The 21,547-nt window shown below is 73.7% G+C and carries 18 protein-coding genes; 9 read left to right on the top strand and 9 right to left on the bottom strand.

All coding sequences use genetic code 11. The annotated features are described in order from the left end of the window. Positions 1 to 6: 6 nt before the first annotated feature. The 6 genes from ACIRQ9_RS07505 to ACIRQ9_RS07480 form a co-directional block, all read right to left on the bottom strand. Positions 7 to 2,232, bottom strand: coding sequence for a PQQ-binding-like beta-propeller repeat protein (locus ACIRQ9_RS07505; RefSeq protein WP_404168117.1), 2,226 nt, complete (start codon positions 2,230 to 2,232; stop codon positions 7 to 9). A 148-nt stretch (positions 2,233 to 2,380) separates the two neighbouring features. After that, positions 2,381 to 5,494 (bottom strand): efflux RND transporter permease subunit, encoded by a 3,114-nt coding sequence (locus tag ACIRQ9_RS07500; RefSeq protein ID WP_404168116.1) that lies wholly within the window; start codon positions 5,492 to 5,494, stop codon positions 2,381 to 2,383. A 198-nt stretch (positions 5,495 to 5,692) separates the two neighbouring features. Then, the gene (locus ACIRQ9_RS07495; RefSeq protein ID WP_404168114.1) at positions 5,693 to 6,376 is read right to left on the bottom strand and encodes a response regulator; all 684 of its coding nucleotides are present in this window, start codon (positions 6,374 to 6,376) and stop codon (positions 5,693 to 5,695) included. Continuing rightward, a complete protein-coding gene (locus ACIRQ9_RS07490) occupies positions 6,373 to 7,623 on the bottom strand; it encodes a sensor histidine kinase (RefSeq protein ID WP_404168112.1) in 1,251 nt (416 codons plus the stop codon). The genes ACIRQ9_RS07495 and ACIRQ9_RS07490 overlap by 4 nt, the downstream gene beginning before the upstream one ends. A gap of 240 nt (positions 7,624 to 7,863) precedes the next feature. Continuing rightward, positions 7,864 to 8,142 (bottom strand): hypothetical protein, encoded by a 279-nt coding sequence (locus ACIRQ9_RS07485; RefSeq protein WP_404168232.1) that lies wholly within the window; start codon positions 8,140 to 8,142, stop codon positions 7,864 to 7,866. Positions 8,143 to 8,170: 28 nt separating this feature from the next. Continuing rightward, complete coding sequence (locus ACIRQ9_RS07480; protein WP_404168110.1) at positions 8,171 to 8,962, bottom strand: PspA/IM30 family protein; 792 nt, start codon at positions 8,960 to 8,962, stop codon at positions 8,171 to 8,173. A gap of 276 nt (positions 8,963 to 9,238) precedes the next feature. On the opposite strand from ACIRQ9_RS07480, the gene ACIRQ9_RS07475 reads away from it, so the two are divergent. From ACIRQ9_RS07475 to ACIRQ9_RS07465, 3 genes are all read left to right on the top strand, one after another. Then, complete coding sequence (locus tag ACIRQ9_RS07475) at positions 9,239 to 9,835, top strand: DUF3043 domain-containing protein (RefSeq protein ID WP_404168108.1); 597 nt, start codon at positions 9,239 to 9,241, stop codon at positions 9,833 to 9,835. 80 nt (positions 9,836 to 9,915) lie between these two features. Then, positions 9,916 to 10,620 carry a class I SAM-dependent methyltransferase gene (locus ACIRQ9_RS07470; protein WP_404168230.1) on the top strand — a complete coding sequence of 235 codons (705 nt, stop codon included), beginning with the start codon at positions 9,916 to 9,918 and terminating at the stop codon, positions 10,618 to 10,620. 71 nt (positions 10,621 to 10,691) lie between these two features. After that, positions 10,692 to 11,759 carry a S1C family serine protease gene (locus ACIRQ9_RS07465; RefSeq protein WP_404168106.1) on the top strand — a complete coding sequence of 356 codons (1,068 nt, stop codon included), beginning with the start codon at positions 10,692 to 10,694 and terminating at the stop codon, positions 11,757 to 11,759. A gap of 43 nt (positions 11,760 to 11,802) precedes the next feature. Here ACIRQ9_RS07465 and ACIRQ9_RS07460 read toward each other — a convergent pair whose 3' ends face one another. Further along, positions 11,803 to 12,015, bottom strand: coding sequence for a hypothetical protein (locus ACIRQ9_RS07460; RefSeq protein WP_404168104.1), 213 nt, complete (start codon positions 12,013 to 12,015; stop codon positions 11,803 to 11,805). A gap of 180 nt (positions 12,016 to 12,195) precedes the next feature. Here ACIRQ9_RS07460 and ACIRQ9_RS07455 point away from each other — a divergent pair, with 180 nt between their 5' ends. Next, the gene (locus ACIRQ9_RS07455; RefSeq protein ID WP_404168102.1) at positions 12,196 to 13,395 is read left to right on the top strand and encodes a bifunctional adenosylcobinamide kinase/adenosylcobinamide-phosphate guanylyltransferase; all 1,200 of its coding nucleotides are present in this window, start codon (positions 12,196 to 12,198) and stop codon (positions 13,393 to 13,395) included. A 23-nt stretch (positions 13,396 to 13,418) separates the two neighbouring features. On the opposite strand, the gene ACIRQ9_RS07450 is transcribed toward ACIRQ9_RS07455, so the two are convergent. Continuing rightward, positions 13,419 to 14,393 (bottom strand): class I SAM-dependent methyltransferase, encoded by a 975-nt coding sequence (locus ACIRQ9_RS07450; protein ID WP_404168101.1) that lies wholly within the window; start codon positions 14,391 to 14,393, stop codon positions 13,419 to 13,421. A 141-nt stretch (positions 14,394 to 14,534) separates the two neighbouring features. Here ACIRQ9_RS07450 and cobT point away from each other — a divergent pair, with 141 nt between their 5' ends. The 3 genes from cobT (at position 14,535) to ACIRQ9_RS07435 (ending at position 18,212) form a co-directional block, all read left to right on the top strand. Next, the gene (gene cobT, locus ACIRQ9_RS07445) at positions 14,535 to 15,623 is read left to right on the top strand and encodes a nicotinate-nucleotide--dimethylbenzimidazole phosphoribosyltransferase (RefSeq protein ID WP_404168099.1); all 1,089 of its coding nucleotides are present in this window, start codon (positions 14,535 to 14,537) and stop codon (positions 15,621 to 15,623) included. Positions 15,624 to 15,697: 74 nt separating this feature from the next. Continuing rightward, positions 15,698 to 17,476, top strand: coding sequence for a phosphatidylglycerol lysyltransferase domain-containing protein (locus ACIRQ9_RS07440; protein WP_404168097.1), 1,779 nt, complete (start codon positions 15,698 to 15,700; stop codon positions 17,474 to 17,476). 10 nt (positions 17,477 to 17,486) lie between these two features. Then, positions 17,487 to 18,212 (top strand): hypothetical protein, encoded by a 726-nt coding sequence (locus ACIRQ9_RS07435; RefSeq protein ID WP_404168095.1) that lies wholly within the window; start codon positions 17,487 to 17,489, stop codon positions 18,210 to 18,212. Here the strand turns inward: ACIRQ9_RS07435 and ACIRQ9_RS07430 are convergent. Further along, complete coding sequence (locus ACIRQ9_RS07430; protein WP_404168093.1) at positions 18,149 to 18,916, bottom strand: hypothetical protein; 768 nt, start codon at positions 18,914 to 18,916, stop codon at positions 18,149 to 18,151. The genes ACIRQ9_RS07435 and ACIRQ9_RS07430 overlap by 64 nt on opposite strands. Positions 18,917 to 18,976: 60 nt before the next feature. Between ACIRQ9_RS07430 and ACIRQ9_RS07425 the strand changes: the two genes are divergently transcribed. Further along, positions 18,977 to 19,771, top strand: coding sequence for an adenosylcobinamide-GDP ribazoletransferase (locus tag ACIRQ9_RS07425; protein ID WP_404168091.1), 795 nt, complete (start codon positions 18,977 to 18,979; stop codon positions 19,769 to 19,771). A gap of 239 nt (positions 19,772 to 20,010) precedes the next feature. After that, positions 20,011 to 21,537 carry a leucyl aminopeptidase gene (locus ACIRQ9_RS07420; RefSeq protein ID WP_404168089.1) on the top strand — a complete coding sequence of 509 codons (1,527 nt, stop codon included), beginning with the start codon at positions 20,011 to 20,013 and terminating at the stop codon, positions 21,535 to 21,537. Positions 21,538 to 21,547: the final 10 nt, after the last annotated feature.

Here is a 21,547-nt window from a genome sequence, read left to right as displayed (position 1 = left end):
CCGGCGTCACCCCGAGACGGGCTTCCGCTCGGGGTGTGCCGGGTCGAGGGTGAAGACGGTGCCGTCGGAGGTCGACAGGACCAGGGCGCCGCGGTTGAACCAGACCGTGGGCAGCAGGCCGCTGTTGCCCAGCACCTCCGCGCGGGCCGAGGACTCCCACAGGACCGTGCCCCCGGCCGTGTCCAGTGCGGCCACCCGGCCGCTCGCGCCGGCCATGTAGAGCGTGCGGCCGCTCGGGTCCACCGAGGCCTGGCCCGGCGTCTCCAGGGTGGTGTGGCTGTTCCACAGCTTCTTCCCGGTGGTCGGGGAGAAGGCGGTGACCAGGCCGCTTGAGGTGGCGAGGTAGAGCGTGCCGCGGGCCAGGGTGGGCAGCCCGCCCCGGTAGTGCTCGGGCAGCTCGGTCACCGACCGCCTGCCGGTCTCCGCGTCCGCCCGCACGATGCGGGTGTAGATCAGGTCGGGGCCGTTGTTCACGTCCTGGTCGTCCGATTCAAGGAAGACCAGCTCCTTGCCGAGCCTGCCGACGAAACTGCCGGTCTGGGCGGGCGAGTCCAGAGTGCGCACCGGGCCGTCGGCCGGGTCGACGGCGAAGAACCTCGTGGCCCGCGAGCCGTCCGTCTGGTCGCCGCAGTCCACGTAGGGGAAGTCCCCGGCCGACAGCGGCGAGCAGAGCCAGCCCCGGGGCACCGGCACGGTCCTGCGCAGGCTGCCGTCGCGCGCCGAGCGGACGGTGACGGCGCTGCCGTCGCCCTCCTGGGTCAGGGTCACCCCGTCGGCGTAGGCCGAGCCGAGGCTGTCGGTGCGGACCGCGCGGGACCAGAGCCTGGCGCCGTCGGCGGCGTCGAGCGCCATGACGCTCTGGGCCTGTCCCGCTCCGTCGCCGCCGGTGATCTGCAGTTCGACCAGGACCCGGCCGTGGTCCACGCCGAGGACGGTGGTGAGGTAGCGGTCGGCCGGGACGCCCGAGGGCGCGATCCCGGCCCGCCACAGCGTCCGGCCGGTGGTGGCGTCGACCCGGGTGGGGAGCAGGGCGGTGCCGCCGCAGTAGACGGAGGAGCCGTCCGAGACGCAGGAGGGCGAGGTGTCGCCCTCGTGGCCCGGGGCCTTCCTGACACCTTGTTCGGCGGTCGCGGACACCGTCGTCTGCCAGGGCTTCCAGCCGTCGGGGAGGGTGCCCCAGCGGGATCCGGGGGCCGCCGGCGAGCCGGTGCGCGTCCCGCCGTCGGCGTTCCAGGGGCCGGGCAGGAAGGAGCCGGTGAGGGCCAGGGCGGTCGCCGCGGCCGCGGCGAGCAGCACCCGCGGGGCGCGGCGGCGCGGGCGGCGGCCGGGGAACGGTCCGGTGGTGTCGCCGGGCGAGGGCGCGGTGCCGGGCCGCGCGGAGAGCGGCCGCAGGGTCGTCGTGTGCGGCTCGTCGGGCGCGGGTTCCGGCAGCGCCGCCGCGAACTCCCGGGCCAGTTCGTCGAGTCCGGGCCGGGCGGCGGGCTCCTTGGCCAGGCAGCCTCGCAGGACCGCGCGCAGCGGGCCGGTCACGCCGTCCAGGACGGGCTCGTCGTGGACCACCCGGTAGCCGGTCAGATAGGGGCTGTCGGCGTCGAAGGGGCCGCGTCCGGTGACGCAGTACACCAGCAGCGCGCCGAGCGAGAAGACGTCCGAGGCGGGGCCGACCGTACGGGCGTCGGTGAACTGCTCAGGCGACATGAACGGCGGGGTGCCGACCAGTTGCCCGGTCTCGGTGAGGGTGTGGTGGTCCTCGGCGGCCCGGGAGATGCCGAAGTCGATGACGCGCGGACCGTCGTCGGCCATCAGGACGTTGGCCGGTTTCAGGTCCCGGTGCACGACCCCGGCCCGGTGGATGTCCCGCAGCGCCTCCACCAGGCCGAGGGCCAGCGGCCGCAGTTCGGTGGGGCGCAGCGCGCCCTGGGCCCGGATCCGGGCGGCCAGGGAGGGGCCGGGCACGTACTGGGTGGCCATCCAGGGTGTGCGCGCGTCCGGGTCGGCGTCCAGGACGGGTGCGGTGAAGGCGCCGCTGACCCGGCGGGCGGCCTCGACCTCCATCCGGAACCGGGCCCGGAAGACCGGGTTGCCGGCGTAGTGGGCGTGCACCACCTTGACGGCGACCTCGCGCCCGGAGCGCGACCGGCCCCAGTAGACGATGCCCATGCCGCCGGCCCCGAGCCGGTCGGCCAGCCGGTACCCGCCGAGGGATCTCGGGTCGTCCTTGTGCAGCGGCACGCCGAAAGTCCCCTTCCCCGTCGTGCGGTTCGCGGCGCCAGCATACGGAACGGCCTGAACGCCGCCGTCGACGACGGCCGGTTCCCGGAGGTGTCCCGGGAACCGGCCGTCGGGCGCGGCGGCGTTCGGGCGGCCGCGCGCGGGCGCGTCACACGCCCGCGGGCTGCGGCTCCTCCGCCTTCGGCGCGGCGTCCGCGTCCGTGCCGCCGCGCTTCGCCGCCCGCTTCGCCGCCCGGCGCTCCTTGCGGAGTTCGAGCATCGCGTACAGCGTCGGGACGAGGAGCAGGGTGAGCAGCGTGGAGGTGATCAGACCGCCGATCACGACCACCGCCAGCGGCTGGGCGATGAAGCCGCCCTCGCCGGTGACGCCGAGCGCCATCGGCAGCAGGGCGAAGACGGTCGCCAGCGCGGTCATCAGGATCGGGCGGAGCCGGTGCCGGCCGCCCTCGATCACCGCGTCGACCACGCCGTACCCCTGGCGCCGGTACTGGTTGACCAGGTCGATCAGGACGATCGCGTTGGTGACCACGATGCCGATCAGCATCAGCATGCCGATCATCGCCGGGACGCCCATGGGGGTGCCGGTGACGACCAGCAGGCCGATCGCGCCGGTCGCCGCGAACGGGATGGAGACCAGCAGGATCAGCGGCTGGACCAGTGAGCGGAAGGTCGCCACCAGCAGCATGAAGACGATCGCGATCGCCGCCAGCATCGCCAGGCCCAGGTTCCTGAACGCGCTGTCCTGGTCGGAGGTGACGCCGCCGATCGAGGCCGTCGCGCCCGCGGGGAGCTTCAGCGCCTTGATCTTCGACTGGAGCCGGCTGCTGACCGCTCCGGTGTTGTCACCGGTCGGCTTCGCGGAGACGGTCGCGGCGCGCTGGCCGTCGATCCGGGTCATCGAGACCGGCCCGTCCACCACCTTGACGGTGGCGATGTCGCCGAGCCGGACCGGGCCGAGCTTGAGGGCGCGCAGCTGGGCGAGGGTCTCGGCGGGCTTCGCCGACTTCACGACGACGTCGCGCTCGGTGTCGTCGAGGGTGGCCTTGCCGGCCGTGGTGCCCTTGACCGCCTGGGTGACGGCGGCGCCCAGCGTCTGGTCGTCGAACCCGGCGGCGGCGGCCTTGGAGTTGGCCTTCACCGAGATGCGCGGCACGCTCTGGGAGAGGTCGCTGGTGACGTCGGTGACGCCGTCGAGCTGCGCGACGGCGGCCCGGACCTGCTCGGAGGCCTTGCGCAGCACGTCCGCGTCGGCCGCCTTCACGACGACGCTCAGGTCCTGGCTGCCGAAGCCGTCACCGGCCGACACCGTGGTCGTGCCGACGCCCGGGAGCCTGTGCAGGCCGTCCTCGATGGCGGTCTGCACCGTGTCGTACGACTTCGCGTCGTCCAGCATCACGGAGTACGACGCCTGGTTGGTGTCGGTGCCGCCGCCGAAGGCCGCCATGAAGCCGGAGGAGCCGATGGTGACCTGGTAGTCCTTCACCCCGTCGACGGAGGCGAGCAGCTTCTCGACCTTCTTGGCCTGCGCGTCGGTCGCGGCCAGGCTGGTGCCCGGCTTCAGCTCCTGCTTGACGGTGAGGACCTCCTGGTCGCCCTGGTCGAAGAAGTTGGTCTTCAGCAGCCCGGCCATGCCGAACGTGAGGACCAGGACCACGACGGCGATCAGCACGCTGGTCAGGCGGCGCCGGGTCGCGAAGCGCAGGACGGGCACGTAGGCGCGCTGGAGCCGGCTGTCGGCCTCCTTCGCCTCGGCCGCGCGACGGGCCTGCGCGGCGTCCTCGGGGGTGCCCTTCGGGGCCCGCAGGAACCAGTACGACAGCACCGGCACGACCGTCAGGGAGACCAGCAGGGAGGCGAGCAGCGCGGCCGTCACGGTGATGCTGAACGAGCCGAACAGGGCGCCCACCATGCCGCCGACCAGCCCGATCGGCAGGAAGACGGCGACCGTGGTGAGGGTGGAGGAGGTGACCGCGCCGGCCACCTCGCGGACCGCGCCGATGATCGCGGACTGGCGTTCCTCGCCGTAGCCGAGGTGGCGCTTGATGTTCTCCAGGACCACGATCGAGTCGTCGACGACCCGGCCGATGGCGATGGTGAGCGCGCCGAGCGTGAGCATGTTGAGGGAGAGGCCGCGGGTCCACAGCACGATGAGCGTGAGGACCACCGACAGCGGGATGGAGACCGCCGTCACGAGGGTCGAGCGGACCGAGGCCAGGAAGACCAGGATGACCAGGACCGCGAAGACCAGGCCGAGGGCGCCCTCGGTGGTCAGGCCCTTGATGGACTTGGAGACCGCGGGACCCTGGTCGCTGACCACGGTGAGGGTCGCGCCGGAGCCGAGGTCCTGACGGAGCTTCGGCAGCTTGTCCTTGACCGCGTTCGAGATGGAGACGGCGCTGCCGTCGTGGTCCATGGTGACGTTCACGGCGAGGCTGGGACGCCCGTCGGTGCGGGTGATCGAGTCGGCCGGGGCCTCCCGCTCCTCGACCGTGGCCACGTCACCGAGGCGCACGGGCTTCGTGCCGCCCTGTCCCGCGACCCTCAGGTCCTTGATCTGCGCCAGCGAGGTGAGGCCGCCGCCGACCTGGACGGTGCGGTTGGCGCCTCCCTCGTCGAAGGAGCCCGCCGGCACGGTAGCGCCGGCCGCCTGGAGCGTCTGGGCGAGGGCGGCGGGCGTCAGGCCGGCCCGCGCCAGCTTCGCGTCCGAGGGGGTGACGGTGACCTGGAGGTCGCGCACGCCGGTGACCTGGACGCGGCCCACGCCGTCGATGCCCTTCAGGTCCGGGACGACCGTCTTGTCGAGCTGGTCGGCGAGGGCCTGCTGGTCCCGGCCTGAGGTGACGGCCAGCACCACCGTCGGCATGTCGTCGGTGGAGCCGGAGATGACCTGCGGGTCGACGTCGGCCGGGAGCTGGGCGCGGTTGACGGCCAGCTGGACGTCGGCCACCAGCTGCTTGGTGTCGTTGCCGTAGTCGAAGGACGCCATGATCACGGCGTTGCCCTCGCTCGCGGTGGAGGTGACGCCGGTGACGCCGTCGACGCCTTCGAGGTTGTTCTCGATCGGCTCGACGATCTGCTTCTCGACGACGTCCGGCGGCGCGCCCTGGTAGGGGGCGATCACGGACACCATGGGCAGGGAGATGGTGGGCAGCAGCTGCTGCTTGATCTGGGGGATCGCGATCGCTCCGAAGACGAGCGCGATCAGGGACATGAGGCCTATCAGGGCCCGCTGCGCGAGGCTGAATCGGGACAGCCAGGACATGGGTCAGGGTCTCTTTTCGGTGAGCTGCTGTGCGCGGGGCTGCGGAGCGGTGCGCGAGAGCGACGGACGAGCGGCACAGGGGGGCACCTGTGAGCGCCCACCCCACCACCCTCGCCCATCCGCGGCCCCGGTCCCGTAGGCCCTGGGTGCCGTCCTTCACCGGGCTCGTACTCCCGGTGGAGTACGCGCGGGTGGAGGTCAGTCCGTCCGCGGGCGGACCAGTCCCGACTCGTAGGCGATCACGACGAGCTGCGCCCGGTCCCGGGCGCCCAGCTTGGCCATGGCCCGGTTGACGTGCGTCTTCACGGTCAGCGGGCTGACCTCCAGGCGCTCGGCGATCTCGTCGTTGGAGTGCCCTCCGGCGACCTGGACCAGCACCTCGCGCTCGCGTGAGGTGAGGGCGTCCAGCCGCTCGGCGCGGGCCGGGTCGCGGCCGTCGGCGCCGTCGTCGCCCTGGGCGAGGAACCGGGCGATCAGGCCCTTGGTGGCGGCCGGGGACAGCAGGGCCTCGCCGCCGGCGGCGACCCGGATGGCGCTCAGCAGCTCCTCGGGTTCGCTGCCCTTGCCGAGGAAGCCGGAGGCACCGGCGCGCAGCGCCTGGACCACGTAGTCGTCGACCTCGAACGTGGTCAGGATGACCACCCGGACCCGGTCCAGGGAGGGATCCTCGCTGATCATCCGGGTGGCGGCCAGACCGTCGGTGCCCGGCATCCGGATGTCCATCAGGACGACGTCGGCCGCCGTCTCCCCGGCCAGCCGTGCCGCCTCGGCGCCGTCGGAGGCCTCACCGACCACCTCCATGTCCGGCTCGGAGTCGACGAGCACGCGGAACGCGCTGCGCAGCAGTGCCTGGTCGTCGGCGAGCAGGACACGGATCGTCATGCGGAATCCCCCAGGGCGCCCGTGCGGCGGTCCGTACGGTCGTCGGTGTCGGTCTTGACGGGCAGGATCGCATGGACGCGGAAGCCGCCGCCGTAGCGGGGGCCGGTGGTGAGGGTGCCGCGCAGGGCGGTGACGCGCTCGCGCATGCCGAGCAGGCCGTGGCCGCCGCCCTCGGTGGCGGCCGACTCCGCGCCCTCGCCGGGACCGTCGTCCAGGACCGTGACCTCGATGTGCGGTCCGACGCGCACGACGCTGGCCTCGGCCTTGGCCGCCGGCCCCGCGTGTTTGCGCACGTTGGTCAGGGCCTCCTGGATGATCCGGTAGGCGGCGAGGTCCACGGCGGCGGGCAGGGTGGTGCCCTGGTCGGCGCGGGCCACCTCGACCTGGAGGCCGGCGTTGCGGAAGGTGTCGGCGAGCTCTTCGAGGCGGTGCAGGCCGGGCGCGGGTTCGGTGGGGGCCTCGGGGTCGCCGGACTGGCGGAGCAGGCCGACGGTGGCGCGCAGTTCGTTGAGTGCGGAGCGGCTGGCCTCGCGGACGTGGGCGAGGGCCTCCTTGGCCTGGTCGGGCCGCTTGTCCATGACGTGCGCGGCGACGCCGGCCTGCACGTTGACCAGGGCGATGTGGTGGGCGACGACGTCGTGCAGGTCCCGGGCGATGCGCAGCCGTTCCTCGGCGACCCGGCGGCGGGCCTCCTCCTCGCGGGTGCGCTCGGCGCGTTCGGCCCGCTCCCGGATGGCCTGGACGACCGCCCGCCGGCTGCGCACCGCGTCGCCCGCGGTGGCGCCGATGCCGGTCCAGGCGAAGATCGCGAGGTTCTCCTGGGCGTACCAGGGCAGCGGGCCCGCGGCCATCGCGGCGGTGGTCAGCACGGTCATGGTGAGCAGGCCGGCCCGCAGGGTGGTGCGGCGGTCGGTGGTGGCGGCGACGGTGAAGAGGGCGACGACGGCCGCCATCGCGACGGGCGCGCGGGGGTCGCCGGTGACGCATTCGACGACGGAGGCCGCGCCGGTGACGGCGAGGACCGTCTTCGGGGCGTGCCGGCGGAAGACCAGGGCGACGGCGGCGAGTGTCATCAGGACCAGGCTGAGCGGGTCCGGGGCACGGATGCCCCAGGCGACGCCGTGCGCGCCGTGCGGGACGGCGAAGGAGCTCACGACCATGCACACGAGAGCGCCCGCGGCGACGACCGCGTCCACCGCGAGCGGGTGGGCGCCGACGCGGCAGCGGGCTCTTTCGAAGGGGCTCACGGTGTGAACAGTACGGCGGGTCCGGGTGCGCCGGAACCGCCGGTTCGGCCCGCCGCCGCGGGCGCCGTTCGCAGGCACCGCCGCCCCCGCACCCCCGCTTCGGCCCGAACGGCCTCGTCCTCACCCGCCGGACGGGCTGACCGTGCGCGGGACCGGCCTTCGTCCGCGGGCCCCGGGCGGGGTGGACGGGGGGGCCGGGGGGGCGGGGGTACGAGTCCGCCTTCGTCCGGGTGCTCCGGGTCAGCCCGGGATCAGGCCGTCGTCCCTCAGGAGTGCCCTGACCTCCTCCAGACTCGCGTCCGGGGAGGGGAGGATCAGGTCCGAGGGTTCCAGGGCGTCGTCCGGGAGCGGGCTGCCCAGCTCCCGGACCTTGTCCAGGAGGGCGGTCAGGGTGCGGCGGAAGGCCGCCTCGTCACCGGACTGCGTCTCCGCGAGGAGTTCGTCGTCCAGCCTGTTCAGTTCGGTGAGGTGGCTGTCGGCCAGCCTCACCTGGCCCTCCCCCATGATCCTTACGACCATGTCGGCCATGTCGCCCTCCAGGCGTCGGCTACTGCTTGTCGAAGCGCGGGGTGTCCTGCGGCTGCTGCGCCTGCCGTTCCTGGCCGGCGCCGCCCTCGATGGCCTGCTGCGGCTGACCGCCGGCCAGCTCGGCCTTCATCCGCTGGAGTTCCAGCTCCACATCCGTACCACCGGAGAGGCGGTCGAGCTCGGCGGCGATGTCGTCCTTGGCCATGCCCGTCGGGTCGTCCAGGGCGCCGGAGGCGAGCAGTTCGTCGATCGCGCCGGCGCGGGCCTGGAGCTGCTGCGTCTTGTCCTCGGCGCGCTGGATGGCGAGGCCGACGTCGCCCATCTCCTCGGAGATGCCGGAGAAGGCCTCGCCGATGCGGGTCTGCGCCTGGGCCGCGGTGTAGGTGGCCTTGATGGTCTCCTTCTTGGTGCGGAAGGCGTCCACCTTGGCCTGGAGGCGCTGGGCCGCGAGGGTGAGCTTCTCCTCCTCGCCCTGGAGGGTGGAGTGCTGGGTCTCCAGGTCGGTCACCTGCTGCTGGAGCGCGGCGCGGCGGGACAGCGCCTCGCGGGCGAGGTCCTCGCGGCCGAGCGCGAGCGCCTTGCGGCCCTGGTCCTCCAGCTTGGAGGACTGCTGCTGGAGCTGGTTCAGCTGGAGTTCGAGCCGCTTGCGGGAGGTGGCGACGTCCGCAACCCCGCGGCGCACCTTCTGGAGCAGTTCGAGCTGCTTCTGGTACGAGTAATCCAGGGTCTCGCGCGGGTCCTCGGCCCTGTCCAGGGCCTTGTTCGCCTTCGCGCGGAAGATCATCCCCATACGCTTCATGACACCGCTCATGGGCTTCGCGCGCCCCCTTCTGACGGACTCCAGCTCACAGATCCTGCGACAGAACCCACAGTACGGGCCCTGCCTCCATTACCGCACTGTTCGGGGACCGATGCGCTCATCCCCAAGGACGACTGCCGACGTTCGCGCTCCGGCACAGGTAGGAGAGCGACCCCGAGCGAAGCGTCTGCAACGTCCCCTCTGTCCCCCATGGAGACGTCCGGCGTTGCGGGATCGTTCCCCGCCGGACTAGGGCCCACACGTGTCCACCCCGTACCCTTGGGTTTTGTGTTCCGTAGCCGTGCCAAGGAAGAGAAGGCCCCCGCCGACAAGGCGGCGGTGACCGACTCCAAGCAGACCCGTGACCCACAGGCGCCCAAGGGGAGGCCCACGCCCAAGCGCAGTGCGGCCCAGACCCAGCGTCGCAGCGTGGCCAGCACGCCGACCAACCGCAAGGACGCCGCCAAGCGTCAGCGGGAGGACCGGCGCGCCGCCATGGAGCGGCAGCGCCAGGCGCTCGCCACCGGCGACGAGCGGTACCTGCCGGCCCGTGACAAGGGCCCGGTCCGCAAGTTCGCCCGCGACTGGGTCGACTCGCGGTTCAACATGGCGGAGTTCTTCCTGCCGCTGGCCGTGATCATCCTGGTCATGAGCGTCGTCAACAACGCGGCGATCAAGAACATCGCGCTGCTGCTGTGGCTGGTGGTGATCGTGCTGATCGTGCTCGACGCGGCGGTGAGCGGCATCCGGCTGCGCAAGCGCCTCACCGAGCGCTTCCCCGACCAGAACAGGAAGGGCGCCGTCGCCTACGGGCTGATGCGTTCCCTCCAGATGCGTCGGCTCCGGCTGCCCAAGCCGCAGGTCAAGCGCGGAGAGCGGCCCTGAGCGCAGAGCCGTTCACCGGGGGTGCGGCGAAGGCCTGGCTGGAGAAGCTGGGCGGACTGCGTGACGTCGTACGACAAGAGCTGGTCGCCCGGCAGCTCGACGAGCAGATAGCCGGCCGGTTCCCGGTGGGGCAGCGGCTGCGGGTGCTGGACGTCGGGATGGGCCAGGGCACGCAGGCGCTGCGGCTGGCCCGTGCCGGGCACCAGGTGACCGGTGTCGAGCGGGAACCGGCGATGATCGCCGCCGCGCGTGAGGCCCTGGCCGGTGAGCCGGAGGGCATCCGCGAGCGGGTGCGGATCGTCGAGGGCGACGGCCGGGACACGGGTGTCCACTTCCTGCCGGGCGGTTTCGACCTGGTGCTCTGTCACGGTGTGCTGATGTACGTCGAGGAGCCGGACGCGCTGCTGGCCGGGCTGGCCCGGATGCTGGCGCCGGGCGGGCTGCTGTCGCTGCTGGTGCGCAACGCGGACGCGCTGGCGATGCGGCCGGGACTGAGCGGTGACTGGGCGGGGGCGCTGGGCGCCTTCGACACCGTCTCCTACCGCAACCGGCTGGGCCTGGACGTGCGCGCCGACCGGCTGGCGGCCGTCACCGCCGCGCTCGCGGGCATCGGGGCGCCGCTGCACTCCTGGTACGGCGTACGGGTGTTCACGGACACGGCCGCGGACGGCGCCGCGGCACCCGCCGATCTGGAGACGCTGCTGGCGGCCGAGGAGCGGGCCGGGCGGACGGATCCCTACCGCGCGGTCGCGGCGCTGCTGCATCTGTGCGGGGTCCGCGGCTGAACCCGCCGCACGCTGCCCGTTCGGGTCAGCAGCACGCGCCGGACCGGCACCCCGCGGCGAGACTCGGGGGCATGGACGCTTCCCGTACCCGCCGGATCCCGCGTACGGCCGCCGCGCTCGGCTCCTGCTGTCTCGCCCTGCTCTGCGCCTGTTCCGCCGCCGGCTCCCCGGCCGGGGACCGCTCGACCGCACGGGCGGCGGCCGTCCCCGCGGCGGCGTCCGAACTGCAGAACCAGTACCAGAAGGTGATCAAGGACGTCCTGCCGTCGGTGGTGCAGATCCAGGCCAGCAAGGACCTGGGGTCCGGTGTGGTCTACGACGGCGACGGACACATCGTCACCAACGCCCATGTCGTCCAGGGCGAGAAGAAGTTCAAGGTGACCACCGCCAACAGCGAGGAACCGCTCACCGCGACGCTCGTCTACTCCTATCCCGAGCAGGACCTGGCGGTGCTCAGGCTCGACAGGAAACCGGACGGGCTGAAGGCGGCGTCCTTCGGGGACACCGAGAAGGTCGAGGTCGGGCAGATCACGCTGGCCATGGGCTCGCCGCTCGGGCTGTCGTCCAGCGTGACCGAGGGCATCGTGTCGGCGACCGGACGGACCGTCAGCGAGAACCAGGAGGGCGGCGGCACGGGCGCCACCATCCCGAACATGGTGCAGACGTCGGCCGCGATCAACCCCGGCAACAGCGGCGGCGCCCTGGTCAACCTGGACAGCCAGGTCATCGGCATCCCGACGCTCGCCGCGAGCGATCCGGACCTGGGCGGCAGCGCGGCGCCCGGGATCGGGTTCGCCATCCCGGGGTCGATGGTGAAGACGGTCGCCGACCAGATCATCAAGCAGGGCAAGGTCACGGACTCGGGGCGGGCCGCGCTCGGCATCAGCGGGCGCACCGTCGTCGACGCGGACTACCAGCCCGCCGGGGTGGCCGTGGTGACGGTGAAACAGGGGGACGCGGCGGACAGGGCGGGCATCCGGGCCGGGGACATCATCACCGGGCTGGGCGGCGACCACGTCACCACCATCACCTCTCTGGCGGAGTCGCTCGCCGCGGACCGGCCGGGGCAGCGGACGACGGTGACCTTCACCCGCGAGGGTGTCGAACGCACCGTGGACGTGACGCTGGGAGAGCAGTGACGGCGGGGCGGCCCCGTGCGGAGCCGCCCCGGTCCGGCACCTCTCAGGACTCGTTCGCGTGCAGGCTCATCGGGCCGTAGATCTCGGTGGCGTCCTCGTAGAGCCGCACCTGGTCGGCGCCGCCGGCCAGCAGGTCCTTCCAGTGCTCGCCGATCCACGACTCGGCGTCGCCCTGGGTGGTGAACTCCTCTGGCTCCACCGCGGGCTGGACCTCCGTCCCGTCGGCCTTCTCGAACCGCCACGTCCATGCCGCCATGTAGGCCTCCTTTGATCCAACTGGTGCATCGTATAAGCGGGGCGCCGAAAACTCTGCTGGTTGCGGGCTCGGCCGTGGGCCGGTGGCGGCGGGTCGCACCGCTTCCCGCGCCCCTGACGCGGCACGTCGCACGGGGCGTCGGCCGGAGCGGGAACCGTCAGGACGGGTGAGAATCGGTCCGTGGAAGTGACTTTGCTCGGTACCGGCGCCCCCGCGGGCCTGCCCCGCCCGGACTGTCCCTGCGCGGCCTGTGCCCGCGCCGTCGGGGAGGACGCCAGGGCCGCCGCCTCGGTGCTCGTGGACGGCACGCTGCTGCTCGACCTGACGCCGGGCGCGGCGTTCGCGGCGGCGCGGGCCGGACGGTCCCTCACCGGTGTACGGCAGGTGCTGCTGTCGCATCCGCACGACGGACCCGCCGTCGAGGTGCCCACCGGGCTGCCGCAGCCGGTACGGGTGCCGGACGGCCGGGAGCTGACGCTGCTGACCGGGCACCGGGTGCGGGCGCTGGCGATGGACGCGGGCGGCACCGGGTACGCGGTGACCGGACCCGACGAGCAGCGGATGCTGTACCTGCCGCCGGGCGGTGCGCCGGCCGGACTGGAGAACGGCGGCTCGGAGTCGTACGACATGGCGCTCCTGGACGTCGTGGGACGGCCCGACGCGCTGGCGCGGCTGCGGGCGGTGGGCGCGGTGGGTCCGGCCACCGACGTCGTCGCCGTCCATCTCGACCACGACGTGCCGCCGGGGCCGGAGATGCGGCGGCGGCTGGCGGCGGCCGGGGCGCGGGCGGTGCCGGACGGCACGACGCTGACGGTCGGGGTGTACGAGGACGTGCCCGACGTGCCGCGCCGCACGCTGGTGCTCGGCGGGGCGCGGTCCGGCAAGTCCGTGGAGGCCGAACGGCGGCTGGAGTCCTTCCCCGACGTGCTCTACGTCGCCACGGGCGGCACGCGCGGCGGGGACACCGAGTGGGCGGCGCGGGTGGCCGTGCACCGGGAACGGCGGCCGGGGTCGTGGCGGACGACCGAGACGTGCGACCTGGTGCCGTTGCTGGCGCAGGACGGGCCGCCGCTGCTGGTGGACTGCCTGTCGCTGTGGCTGACGGACGCGATGGACGCCGTCGGGGCGTGGGACGACACGGAGTGGGCGTCGGGCGGCGAGAAGGCGCTGCGGGAGCGGGTGCGGGAGCTGACGGAGGCCGTGCGCTCGACCGGGCGGACGGTGGTCGCCGTCTCCAACGAGGTGGGCTCGGGCATCGTCCCGGCCACGGCGTCGGGACGCCGCTACCGGGACGAACTGGGCCGCCTGAACACGGCGTTCGCGGCCGAGTGCGAACAGGTGGTGCTGGTGGTGGCCGGCCAGGCTCTGATCCTGCGGTAGAGGCACCCGGCGCCGCGCGGCCGTCAGCGTCTCTTCCTCGCGATGATCCGGTGGCCGTTGGAGAAGGGTGTGCGGCGCAGCAGCGGGGCCAGCGCGTGGTCGACGGCCGCGGCCGCGGCCACCAGCGGGGCCGTCGCGCGCAGCGCCCGCCGGGGCAGCACGCGGCCCAGCAGCAGCGCGAGTGCCGCCGAGATGTCGTACGGGATGTGCGGGGCGCCGCGGTCGGCCCGCAGGATCTCGCAGCCCTGCGCCTCCAGTTCGGCCCGCAGGTTGGCCGGCGGCAGCAGGTGCAGGTGGCGGGGCTGGCCGAAGGGGACCCACCACTTGCCGAGCAGGGTGCCGTAGGCGCTGCGCGGGTCGGCGGTGTCGAGCAGGAGGTGACCGCCGGGCCGCAGCGCCGCGAGCGCCGCGCGGAGTTCGGCGCGCGGGTCGGGGGCGTGTTCGAGGTGGCGGAACATGCTGACGACGTCGTAGCGGGCGCGCAGCCGGGCCTGCATGTCCGGTGCGGTCAGGTGGCCGCAGTGGGCCTCCTCGACGTGTCCGTCGGCCTGGGCCCACACCACGCGCAGGGTCGAGTCCAGGCCGTCGAACGACGTGTACGTGAAGAGTTCCTTGGCCGCGCGCGGGAAGTGGGCGCGGCCGGTCCCGACGTCCAGCCAGCTCTCCGGCTCCGTGAGGGCCAGCAGGGCGCGGGCGGCGGCGCGGTGCCTGCGGCGGCCGCCGCGGGTGGCGAGCAGGCGGTCCGCGTGGTCCTCCAGCCGGCCCTGGTAGTGGTCCCGGTGGTAGAAGACGAACCCCTCGGCGGTCAGGCGCGGGTTCTGGAAGGCGTGGCCGCAGTCGCGGCACTCGTCGACGGCGAAGGTGCCGGGCCGGTGGTGCTGGAGGTCGGGCGTGCGCAGCCGGGTGCGCAGGCGTCCGGAGCCGCACCAGGGGCAGTCCTCGCGGCGCGGTTCGTGGAACCGGTCGGCGCCCGGCAGGAGTTCGGGTGTGGGCGGCATCGGCGGCTCCCTGGGCTCCCAATAGGCAATCCACTGCAAAATGGAACGTATGGGATACCGATCTTGCCTGCCAAGACGCCGTGCGGGTGTGGGGGCGATCTGGCACCGAACCGTTCGTTCGGTGCCGGTACTGTTCGGCGAATGAGCTCGCTTAATCTCGACGACTTCACCGATCTGATCGAGCGCCCCGACGGCGGCGTGCGCCGTGACGCGGAGGCCCGCCGGGAGCGGCTGGTCGTGCCGCCCGGGGCGCTGGGCCGCCTCGACGACCTGGGCGAGTGGCTGGCCGCCGCGCAGGGTTCCGTGCCGGTACGGCCGGTCGACCGGCCGCGGGTCCTGCTCTTCGCCGGTGACCACGGCGTCGCCGAACTCGGCGTGTCCGCGCGGCCCGCGGGCACCGCCGACGTGCTGGTGCGGGCGGTCCTCGCCGGGGCCAGCCCGGTGGCGGTGCTGGCGCGGCGGCTCGGAGTGCCGCTGACGGTCGTCGACATGGCCCTGGACTGCGACCCCGGGTCGCTGCCCGCGGAGGTCGTCTCGCACCGGGTGCGGCGCGGCAGCGGCCGGATCGACGTCGAGGACGCGCTCACCCCGGAGGAGGCCGAGACCGCCTTCCGCGCGGGGATGGCGCTGGCGGACGGCGAGGCCGACTCGGGGACCGATCTGGTGGTGCTCGGCGACGTGAGCGTCGGCGGGACCACGGCGGCCTGCGTCCTGATCGCGGCGCTGTGCGGGACCGACGCGTCCGTGGTGACCGGGCGGGGCGGGCTGGCCATCGACGACCTGGCGTGGATGCGCAAGTGCGCGGCGATCCGGGACGCGCTGCGGCGGGCCCGGCCGGTGCTCGGCGACCAGTTGCGGCTGCTGGCGGCGGTCGGCGGGGCCGATCTCGCGGCGATGACCGGGTTCCTGCTGCAGGCGGCGGTCCGCAAGCTGCCGGTGGTGCTGGACGGGGTGGTGGCGGCCGCGTGCGCGCTGGTCGCGCAGCGGATCGCGTTCCGGGCGCCGGACTGGTGGCTGGCCGGCCACGACAGCGGGGAGCCGGGCCAGGCGAAGGCGCTGGACCGGATGGCCCTGGAGCCCCTGCTGGCCCAGGGTGTGACGGTGGGTGAGGGAGCGGGGGCGCTGCTGGCCCTCCCGCTGGTCAGGTCCGCGGCGGCGCTGGCGGCCGAACTCCCCGAGCGCGCCGGGGAAGAGGCGGCCGAGGCGGCGGAGGACAAGCCGGCGGAGTAGCGGTGTCACCGACGGCGGTGCGGTCCGTGCGTGTGACGGCGTTCCCCGCGAGAGCGCCCATATGATCCCTCTCCATGGGAGATGTCCGGATTGCCGTTGAACGGTGGCGGGCCGTCGGGGTTTCCCGGCGGGCCGCCACCTCCGCCGTGTGGTACCTGCGGGCCGTCGCCTTCGTCAACTTCCTCAGCGCGGTGTGGGTGTCGCTGGGGCAGGACGTGCGACGGCACAACCAGGAGGACTTCTTCACGCCGTACCTGCTGACGGCCGGCTTCGCCTCCGGCGTGTTCACCGCGTTCCTCGCGATCACGATGCGGCGGCGCAAGCGGGCCGCCTGGATCCTCAACCTCGTGCTGAGCGGCCTGTTCCTGGTGCTGTTCGCGTTCGCCATGGCGTTCCCGGAGATCCGGCGGTATCCGCAGAACTGGGTCTCGATCGCGCTGACCGCCGCCTTCGTGGCCGCGCTGCTCGCCGGCCGCCGGGAGTTCTACGCCAAGGGCGACCGGGCGAACCCGCGGCTCGCGGCGACCGTCGCGGCCGGCGGCGGCCTGCTCGCCTCGCTGCTCGCCGCCCTCCTGGTGACCGTCACCAACCAGGCCCCGCACGCGGCCCGTTCGACGTTCGCGGAACGCTGGCACTACGGCACCCTGCGTCTGGTCTCGGTCTCCGCAGACCCGTCCCGATTCCCGTACATCGCGCCGCCCAACTGGGTGAACGTCTCCGTCAACGTGCTGAGCACGCTGCTCGTCCTCGCCGTCCTGTACGCCGCGTTCCGCTCCCGCCGTGCCGTCGACCCGCTCACCGAGGACGACGAGAAGCGGCTGCGGGAACTGCTGGAGCGGCACGGCGAACGGGACTCGCTCGGGTACTTCGCGCTGCGCCGGGAGAAGAGCGTCGTGTGGTCGCCGACCGGGAAGGCCGCGGTCGCCTACCGGGTGGTGGGCGGGGTCAGCCTCGCCTCAGGGGATCCCATCGGGGATCCGGAGGCCTGGCCGGGCGCGATCGTGCCGTGGCTGGACGAGGCCAGGGCGCACGGGTGGATCCCGGCGGTGATGGGCGCGAGCGAGGAGGCCGGGACCGTCTACGCGCGGCACGGTCTCGACGCGCTGGAACTCGGCGACGAGGCGATCGTCGACGTCGCCGAGTTCACGCTGGAGGGACGGGCCATGCGGACCGTCCGGCAGGCCCACAACCGGGTCGGCCGCGCCGGCTACTCGGTGCGGGTCCGCCGCCACGAGGACATCCCCGCCGACGAGATGGCGTACCTGCTGCGGCGCGCCGACGACTGGCGGGACGGCGCCACCGAGCGCGGGTTCAGCATGGCGCTGGGACGCCTCGGCGACGGCCGGGACGGGCGGTGCGTGATGCTGGAGTGCACGGACGGGGAAGGCCGGCTGCGGGCGCTGCTGTCGTTCGTGCCGTGGGGTCCCGGCGGGCTCTCCCTCGATCTGATGCGGCGGGACCGGGACTCCGACAACGGGCTGATGGAGTTCATGGTCATCGAGCTGCTGCGGCGGGCCCGGGAGATCCGGATCACGCAGGTCTCGCTCAACTTCGCGATGTTCCGCTCGGTCTTCGAACGGGGTGCGCGGCTCGGGGCGGGACCGGTGCTGCGGCTGTGGAGGTCCCTGCTGAGCTTCTTCTCCCGGTGGTGGCAGATCGAGTCCCTGTACCGGGCCAACGCCAAGTACCGCCCGATCTGGGAACCGCGGTTCCTGCTCTTCGAGAAGACCGCGGACCTGCCGCGCATCGGTCTCGCGTCGGCGCGCGCGGAGGGGTTCCTGGGGGCCGTGCCCGCGGTGCCGGGACGGCTGCGCCGGCGGCACCTGGACACCGACCGGGACGCGCGCGGATGAGGACCGCCGGATGACGCCGCTCGCCCGCTGGGCCCGCGCCGAATGGGGTCTGCTGTACGCCACCGTGCGCGGCCCGCTGGCGAAGCGGCGGCTGCGGGCGGTGCCGATGTCGGTGGCGGCGGTGTGCCTGACGGCGCTGCTGCAGTTCGTCCAGAACCAGTCGTGGGGCTACCGGTTCGTGCAGGAGATCGGGAGCGTCCGGGCGGCGGACCCGCTCTGGACGGCCCTGCGGCGCACCCCGCTCTCGCTGTTCGTGCCGGCGCTGGACCTGCCGGTGTGGGGCGCGCTGGCGCAGATCCTGCTCGTGTTCGGCATCGCGGAGGTGTGCCTGGGCTGGTGGCGGACCCTCACCGTCGCCTACGTCGCGACCCTCGCCGGCACCCTGTACGCCCGCGCCGGCATCGCACTGGGCCCGCGGCACCCGCTGGGCCTGCCCGCCTCGGACGCCTGGGTGGTGGACACCGGCCCGTCGGCCGCGGTCGTCGGGCTCGCGGTGCTGCTGGGATGGCGGTACGGCGCCTGCGCCACCGTGGGCGTGGTGGCGGCGGCGATGGTGGCCGAGGTGCTGCTGAAGGACAACCTCGCGGGCAAGGAGCACCTGGCGGCCATCGCGAGCGTGCTGGCGCTGTGCGCGACGGTGGTGGCGGGGCGGCGGCTGGGCCGCCCCAGGCGTCAGCGGCGGCCGGGCAGCCGGGCCGGTTCCGGGCGGTCGGGCTTGCCGCCGATCCAGTCCTGAAGGGTTCTGCTCAACCGGGCCCAGCGGCGGTCGTGGTGGTAGGCGCGCAGTTCGGCCCTCGCGCGGGAGCGCGGGCGGCCCGGGTAGAAGCGGCGGGCCCAGGGCGAGCCGGGCCGGGCCAGCCGGACCGCGCCGACGAGGCCCACGAACGGCACGACCGCGCCGAAGATCGCGAGCCGCGCCTTGCCCTTGCTCAGGGCGACGAGCGAGAAGAGGAAGTTCGCCACGACGTTGGCGATGACGGCGCCGCGGTCCTGGAGTTCGTCGGCCGAGATGTCGTTGACGCCGAACGGCGAGAACCCGGCGAGCAGCAGTGCGACCATCGCGGCGGTGATGACGACGACCTCGACGCTCTGGCGGCCCTCCTCGGTCCAGTAGACGTCGTCGAGGTGCAGGATCAGGGCGAACTCGTCGAGGACCAGCCCGGCGCCGACGCCGAAGACGACCGCGGCGAGGGCGGCGCCGAAGCCCTGCCGGCCGCCCGCGACCGCGCCGAACCCGCCGATGACGACGAGGACGACGCCCGGGACCACGTGGTGGATGTGCAGCCCGCCCGCCTTCACGTTGCCGAACGGGCCCCTCCCGGCGCGGATCAGCCGGGTGATGACCCGGGTGACCACGAAGGTCAGGACGAAGGCGGCCAGCGCGAGCAGCAGGGGCAGTTTGCCCGGCTCGACGACGTTCCGCTCCAGCCAATGTCCCATGTGCGCACTTTATCCCCGGCCGTGGGACGGGCCCCGCCGACCACCGGGTAGCCTGCGCCGGTGGCTGCGACCTCTGCGACTTCCTGGCGTGACGGCCTCCGTTTCGCCTTCGGCACGCTGACCGTGTTCCCCGTGCAGGTGACCCGCTGGGACCGCGAGGCCGCCCGCGGCGGCATGCTGCTCGCACCGCTGGCCGGTCTCGCCGTCGGGCTCTGCGCGGGTGCGGTCGGCGCGCTGCTGGTGCTGGCCGGGGCGAGCGCGCTGGTGGCCGCGGTGGCCGCGGTGGCGGTGCCGGCCGTGCTGACCCGGGGACTGCACCTGGACGGGCTCGCCGACACCGCCGACGCCCTCGGCAGCGGCAAGCCCGCCGAGGAGGCGCTGCGCGTCATGAAGCAGTCGGACATCGGGCCGTTCGGGGTGATCACGCTCGTCCTCGTCCTGCTCGGCCAGGTGGCCGCGCTGGCCCAGGCCTACGGCGGCTCGTGGCAGCGGGGGCTGCTGACCGCGGTCGTCGCGGCGGCCGTCGCCCGGCTGGCCATGACCCTGGCCGCGGTGCGCGGCGTGCCCGCCGCCCGGCCCGAGGGGCTGGGCGCGGCGGTGGCCGGCGTGGTGCCGAAGGCCGGGGCGTCGGCGGTCACGGTCGCGGTGATGGTGGCGGCGGCGGGGGCCGGGGCGCTGGTGGGACCGGCCGACAGTCTGCGGGCGCTGCTCGCGGTGGTGGCGGCGGAGGCGGCGACGGACGCACTGCTGCGGCTGTGCCGGCGGCGGTTCGGCGGGGTGACGGGGGACGTCTTCGGATGCCTCGCCGAGACGGCGGCGACCACCGCGCTCGTGGTGCTCTGCCTGGGCGGCTGAAAGCGTCCCGGCGGGGGCCGTTCGGGGCCGGACGTGGCCTTGACGCCACCGACGGGTGAACACCCGAAGGAATGAGCGAACGCAGGTACACGCGTAGTCTCGTCCCGGGTGTTCGCCGACAGGGTGAAGGCCCCGGTGACACGGCGACCCGAGGCCACTGCCTAGGGTCGCTTCCCGGGCCCGGTCGACCCACCCACTCGGCCACTGCAACTCAACATCGGAAGCGAGATCCCACCACCGTGACTGCTCTCACTCTCAGCACCTCAGCGGCGCCCGGCCTCCGGGCCGACGCGATCGTGATCGGTGTCGCCAAGGGCGCCAAGGGCCCGGTCGTAGCGCCGGGCGCCGAGGCCGTGGACAAGGCCTACGACGGCAAGCTCGCCGGCGTCCTGGAGACCCTCGGTGCCTCGGGTGCCGAGGGCGAACTGACCAAGCTGCCCGCCCCGGCAGGTTTCAAGTCCGCGCTCGTCATCGCGGTCGGCCTGGGCACCGTGCCCGACGACGGCACCGGTTACGGCGCCGAGGCACTGCGCCGGGCGGCCGGCGTCGCCGCCCGCACCCTGAACGGCGCGAAGAAGGCGGCCTTCGCGCTGCCCGTCGAGGACGCGGCGGCCGTCGGCGCGATCGCCGAGGGCGTGCTGCTGGGCGCCTACTCCTTCGACGTCTACAAGGACAACGGCTCCTCCGCCAAGGCGAAGGCCGACAAGGCGCCGCTCGCCGAGGCCACGCTGCTCGGCGGCAAGCCGCGGGACGCGGCCCACAAGGCGGCCCTGGCCCGCGCCACCGCGGTCTCCGAGGAGCTGAACCGCGCCCGCGACCTGATCAACACCCCGCCGAACGACCTCACTCCGGCCGCGTTCGCCGCGATCGCGCAGCGCGCCGCCAAGGAGCACGGCCTCAAGGTCCAGGTCCTGGACGACAAGGCGCTCGCCAAGGACGGCTACGGCGGCATCCTCGGTGTCGGCGGCGGCTCGGCCGCGACCCCGCGCCTGGTGAAGCTGTCGTACACGAGCCCTGGGGCGGACAAGCACCTCGCCTTCGTCGGCAAGGGCATCACCTACGACTCGGGCGGCATCTCGCTCAAGCCGGCCGGCCACAACGAGACGATGAAGTGCGACATGAGCGGCGCCGCGGCGGTCTTCGCGGCCGTCGTCTCCGCGGCGCGGCTCGGCCTCGAGGTCAACGTGACCGGGTGGCTGGCGCTCGCCGAGAACATGCCGTCCGGCTCGGCCGTGCGCCCGGGTGACGTGCTGCGCATGTACAGCGGCAAGACGGTCGAGGTCCTGAACACGGACGCCGAGGGCCGCCTGGTGCTGGCCGACGCGCTGTGGGCGGCGTCGGCGGAGAACCCGGACGCGATCGTCGACGTGGCGACGCTGACCGGCGCGATGATGCTGGCGCTGGGCAGCCGCACGTTCGGGATCATGGCCAACGACGACGCGTTCCGCACGGCGATCCACGAGGCCGCCGAGGAGGTCGGCGAGCCGGCGTGGCCGATGCCGCTGCCGGAGCACCTGCGCAAGGGCATGGACTCCCCCACCGCGGACATCGCGAACATGGGCGAGCGCATGGGTGGCGGGCTGGTCGCCGGTCTGTTCCTGCGGGAGTTCGTGGGCGAGGGCATCACCTGGGCGCACCTGGACATCGCCGGGCCCGCGTTCAACGAGGGCGGCGCGTTCGGCTACACGCCCAAGGGCGGCACGGGCTCCGCGGTGCGGACGCTGGTGCGGCTGGCGGAGCTGACCGCCGAGGGCGACCTCGGCTGACGTCGGCTTT

Source organism: Streptomyces sp. NPDC101237 (assembly GCF_044767465.1).
In the GTDB taxonomy this organism is placed as follows: Bacteria; Actinomycetota; Actinomycetes; order Streptomycetales; family Streptomycetaceae; genus Streptomyces; species Streptomyces gramineus.
Note: the sequence above shows the minus strand (reverse complement) of the source record. Positions and strands in the feature narration are given on the sequence as shown.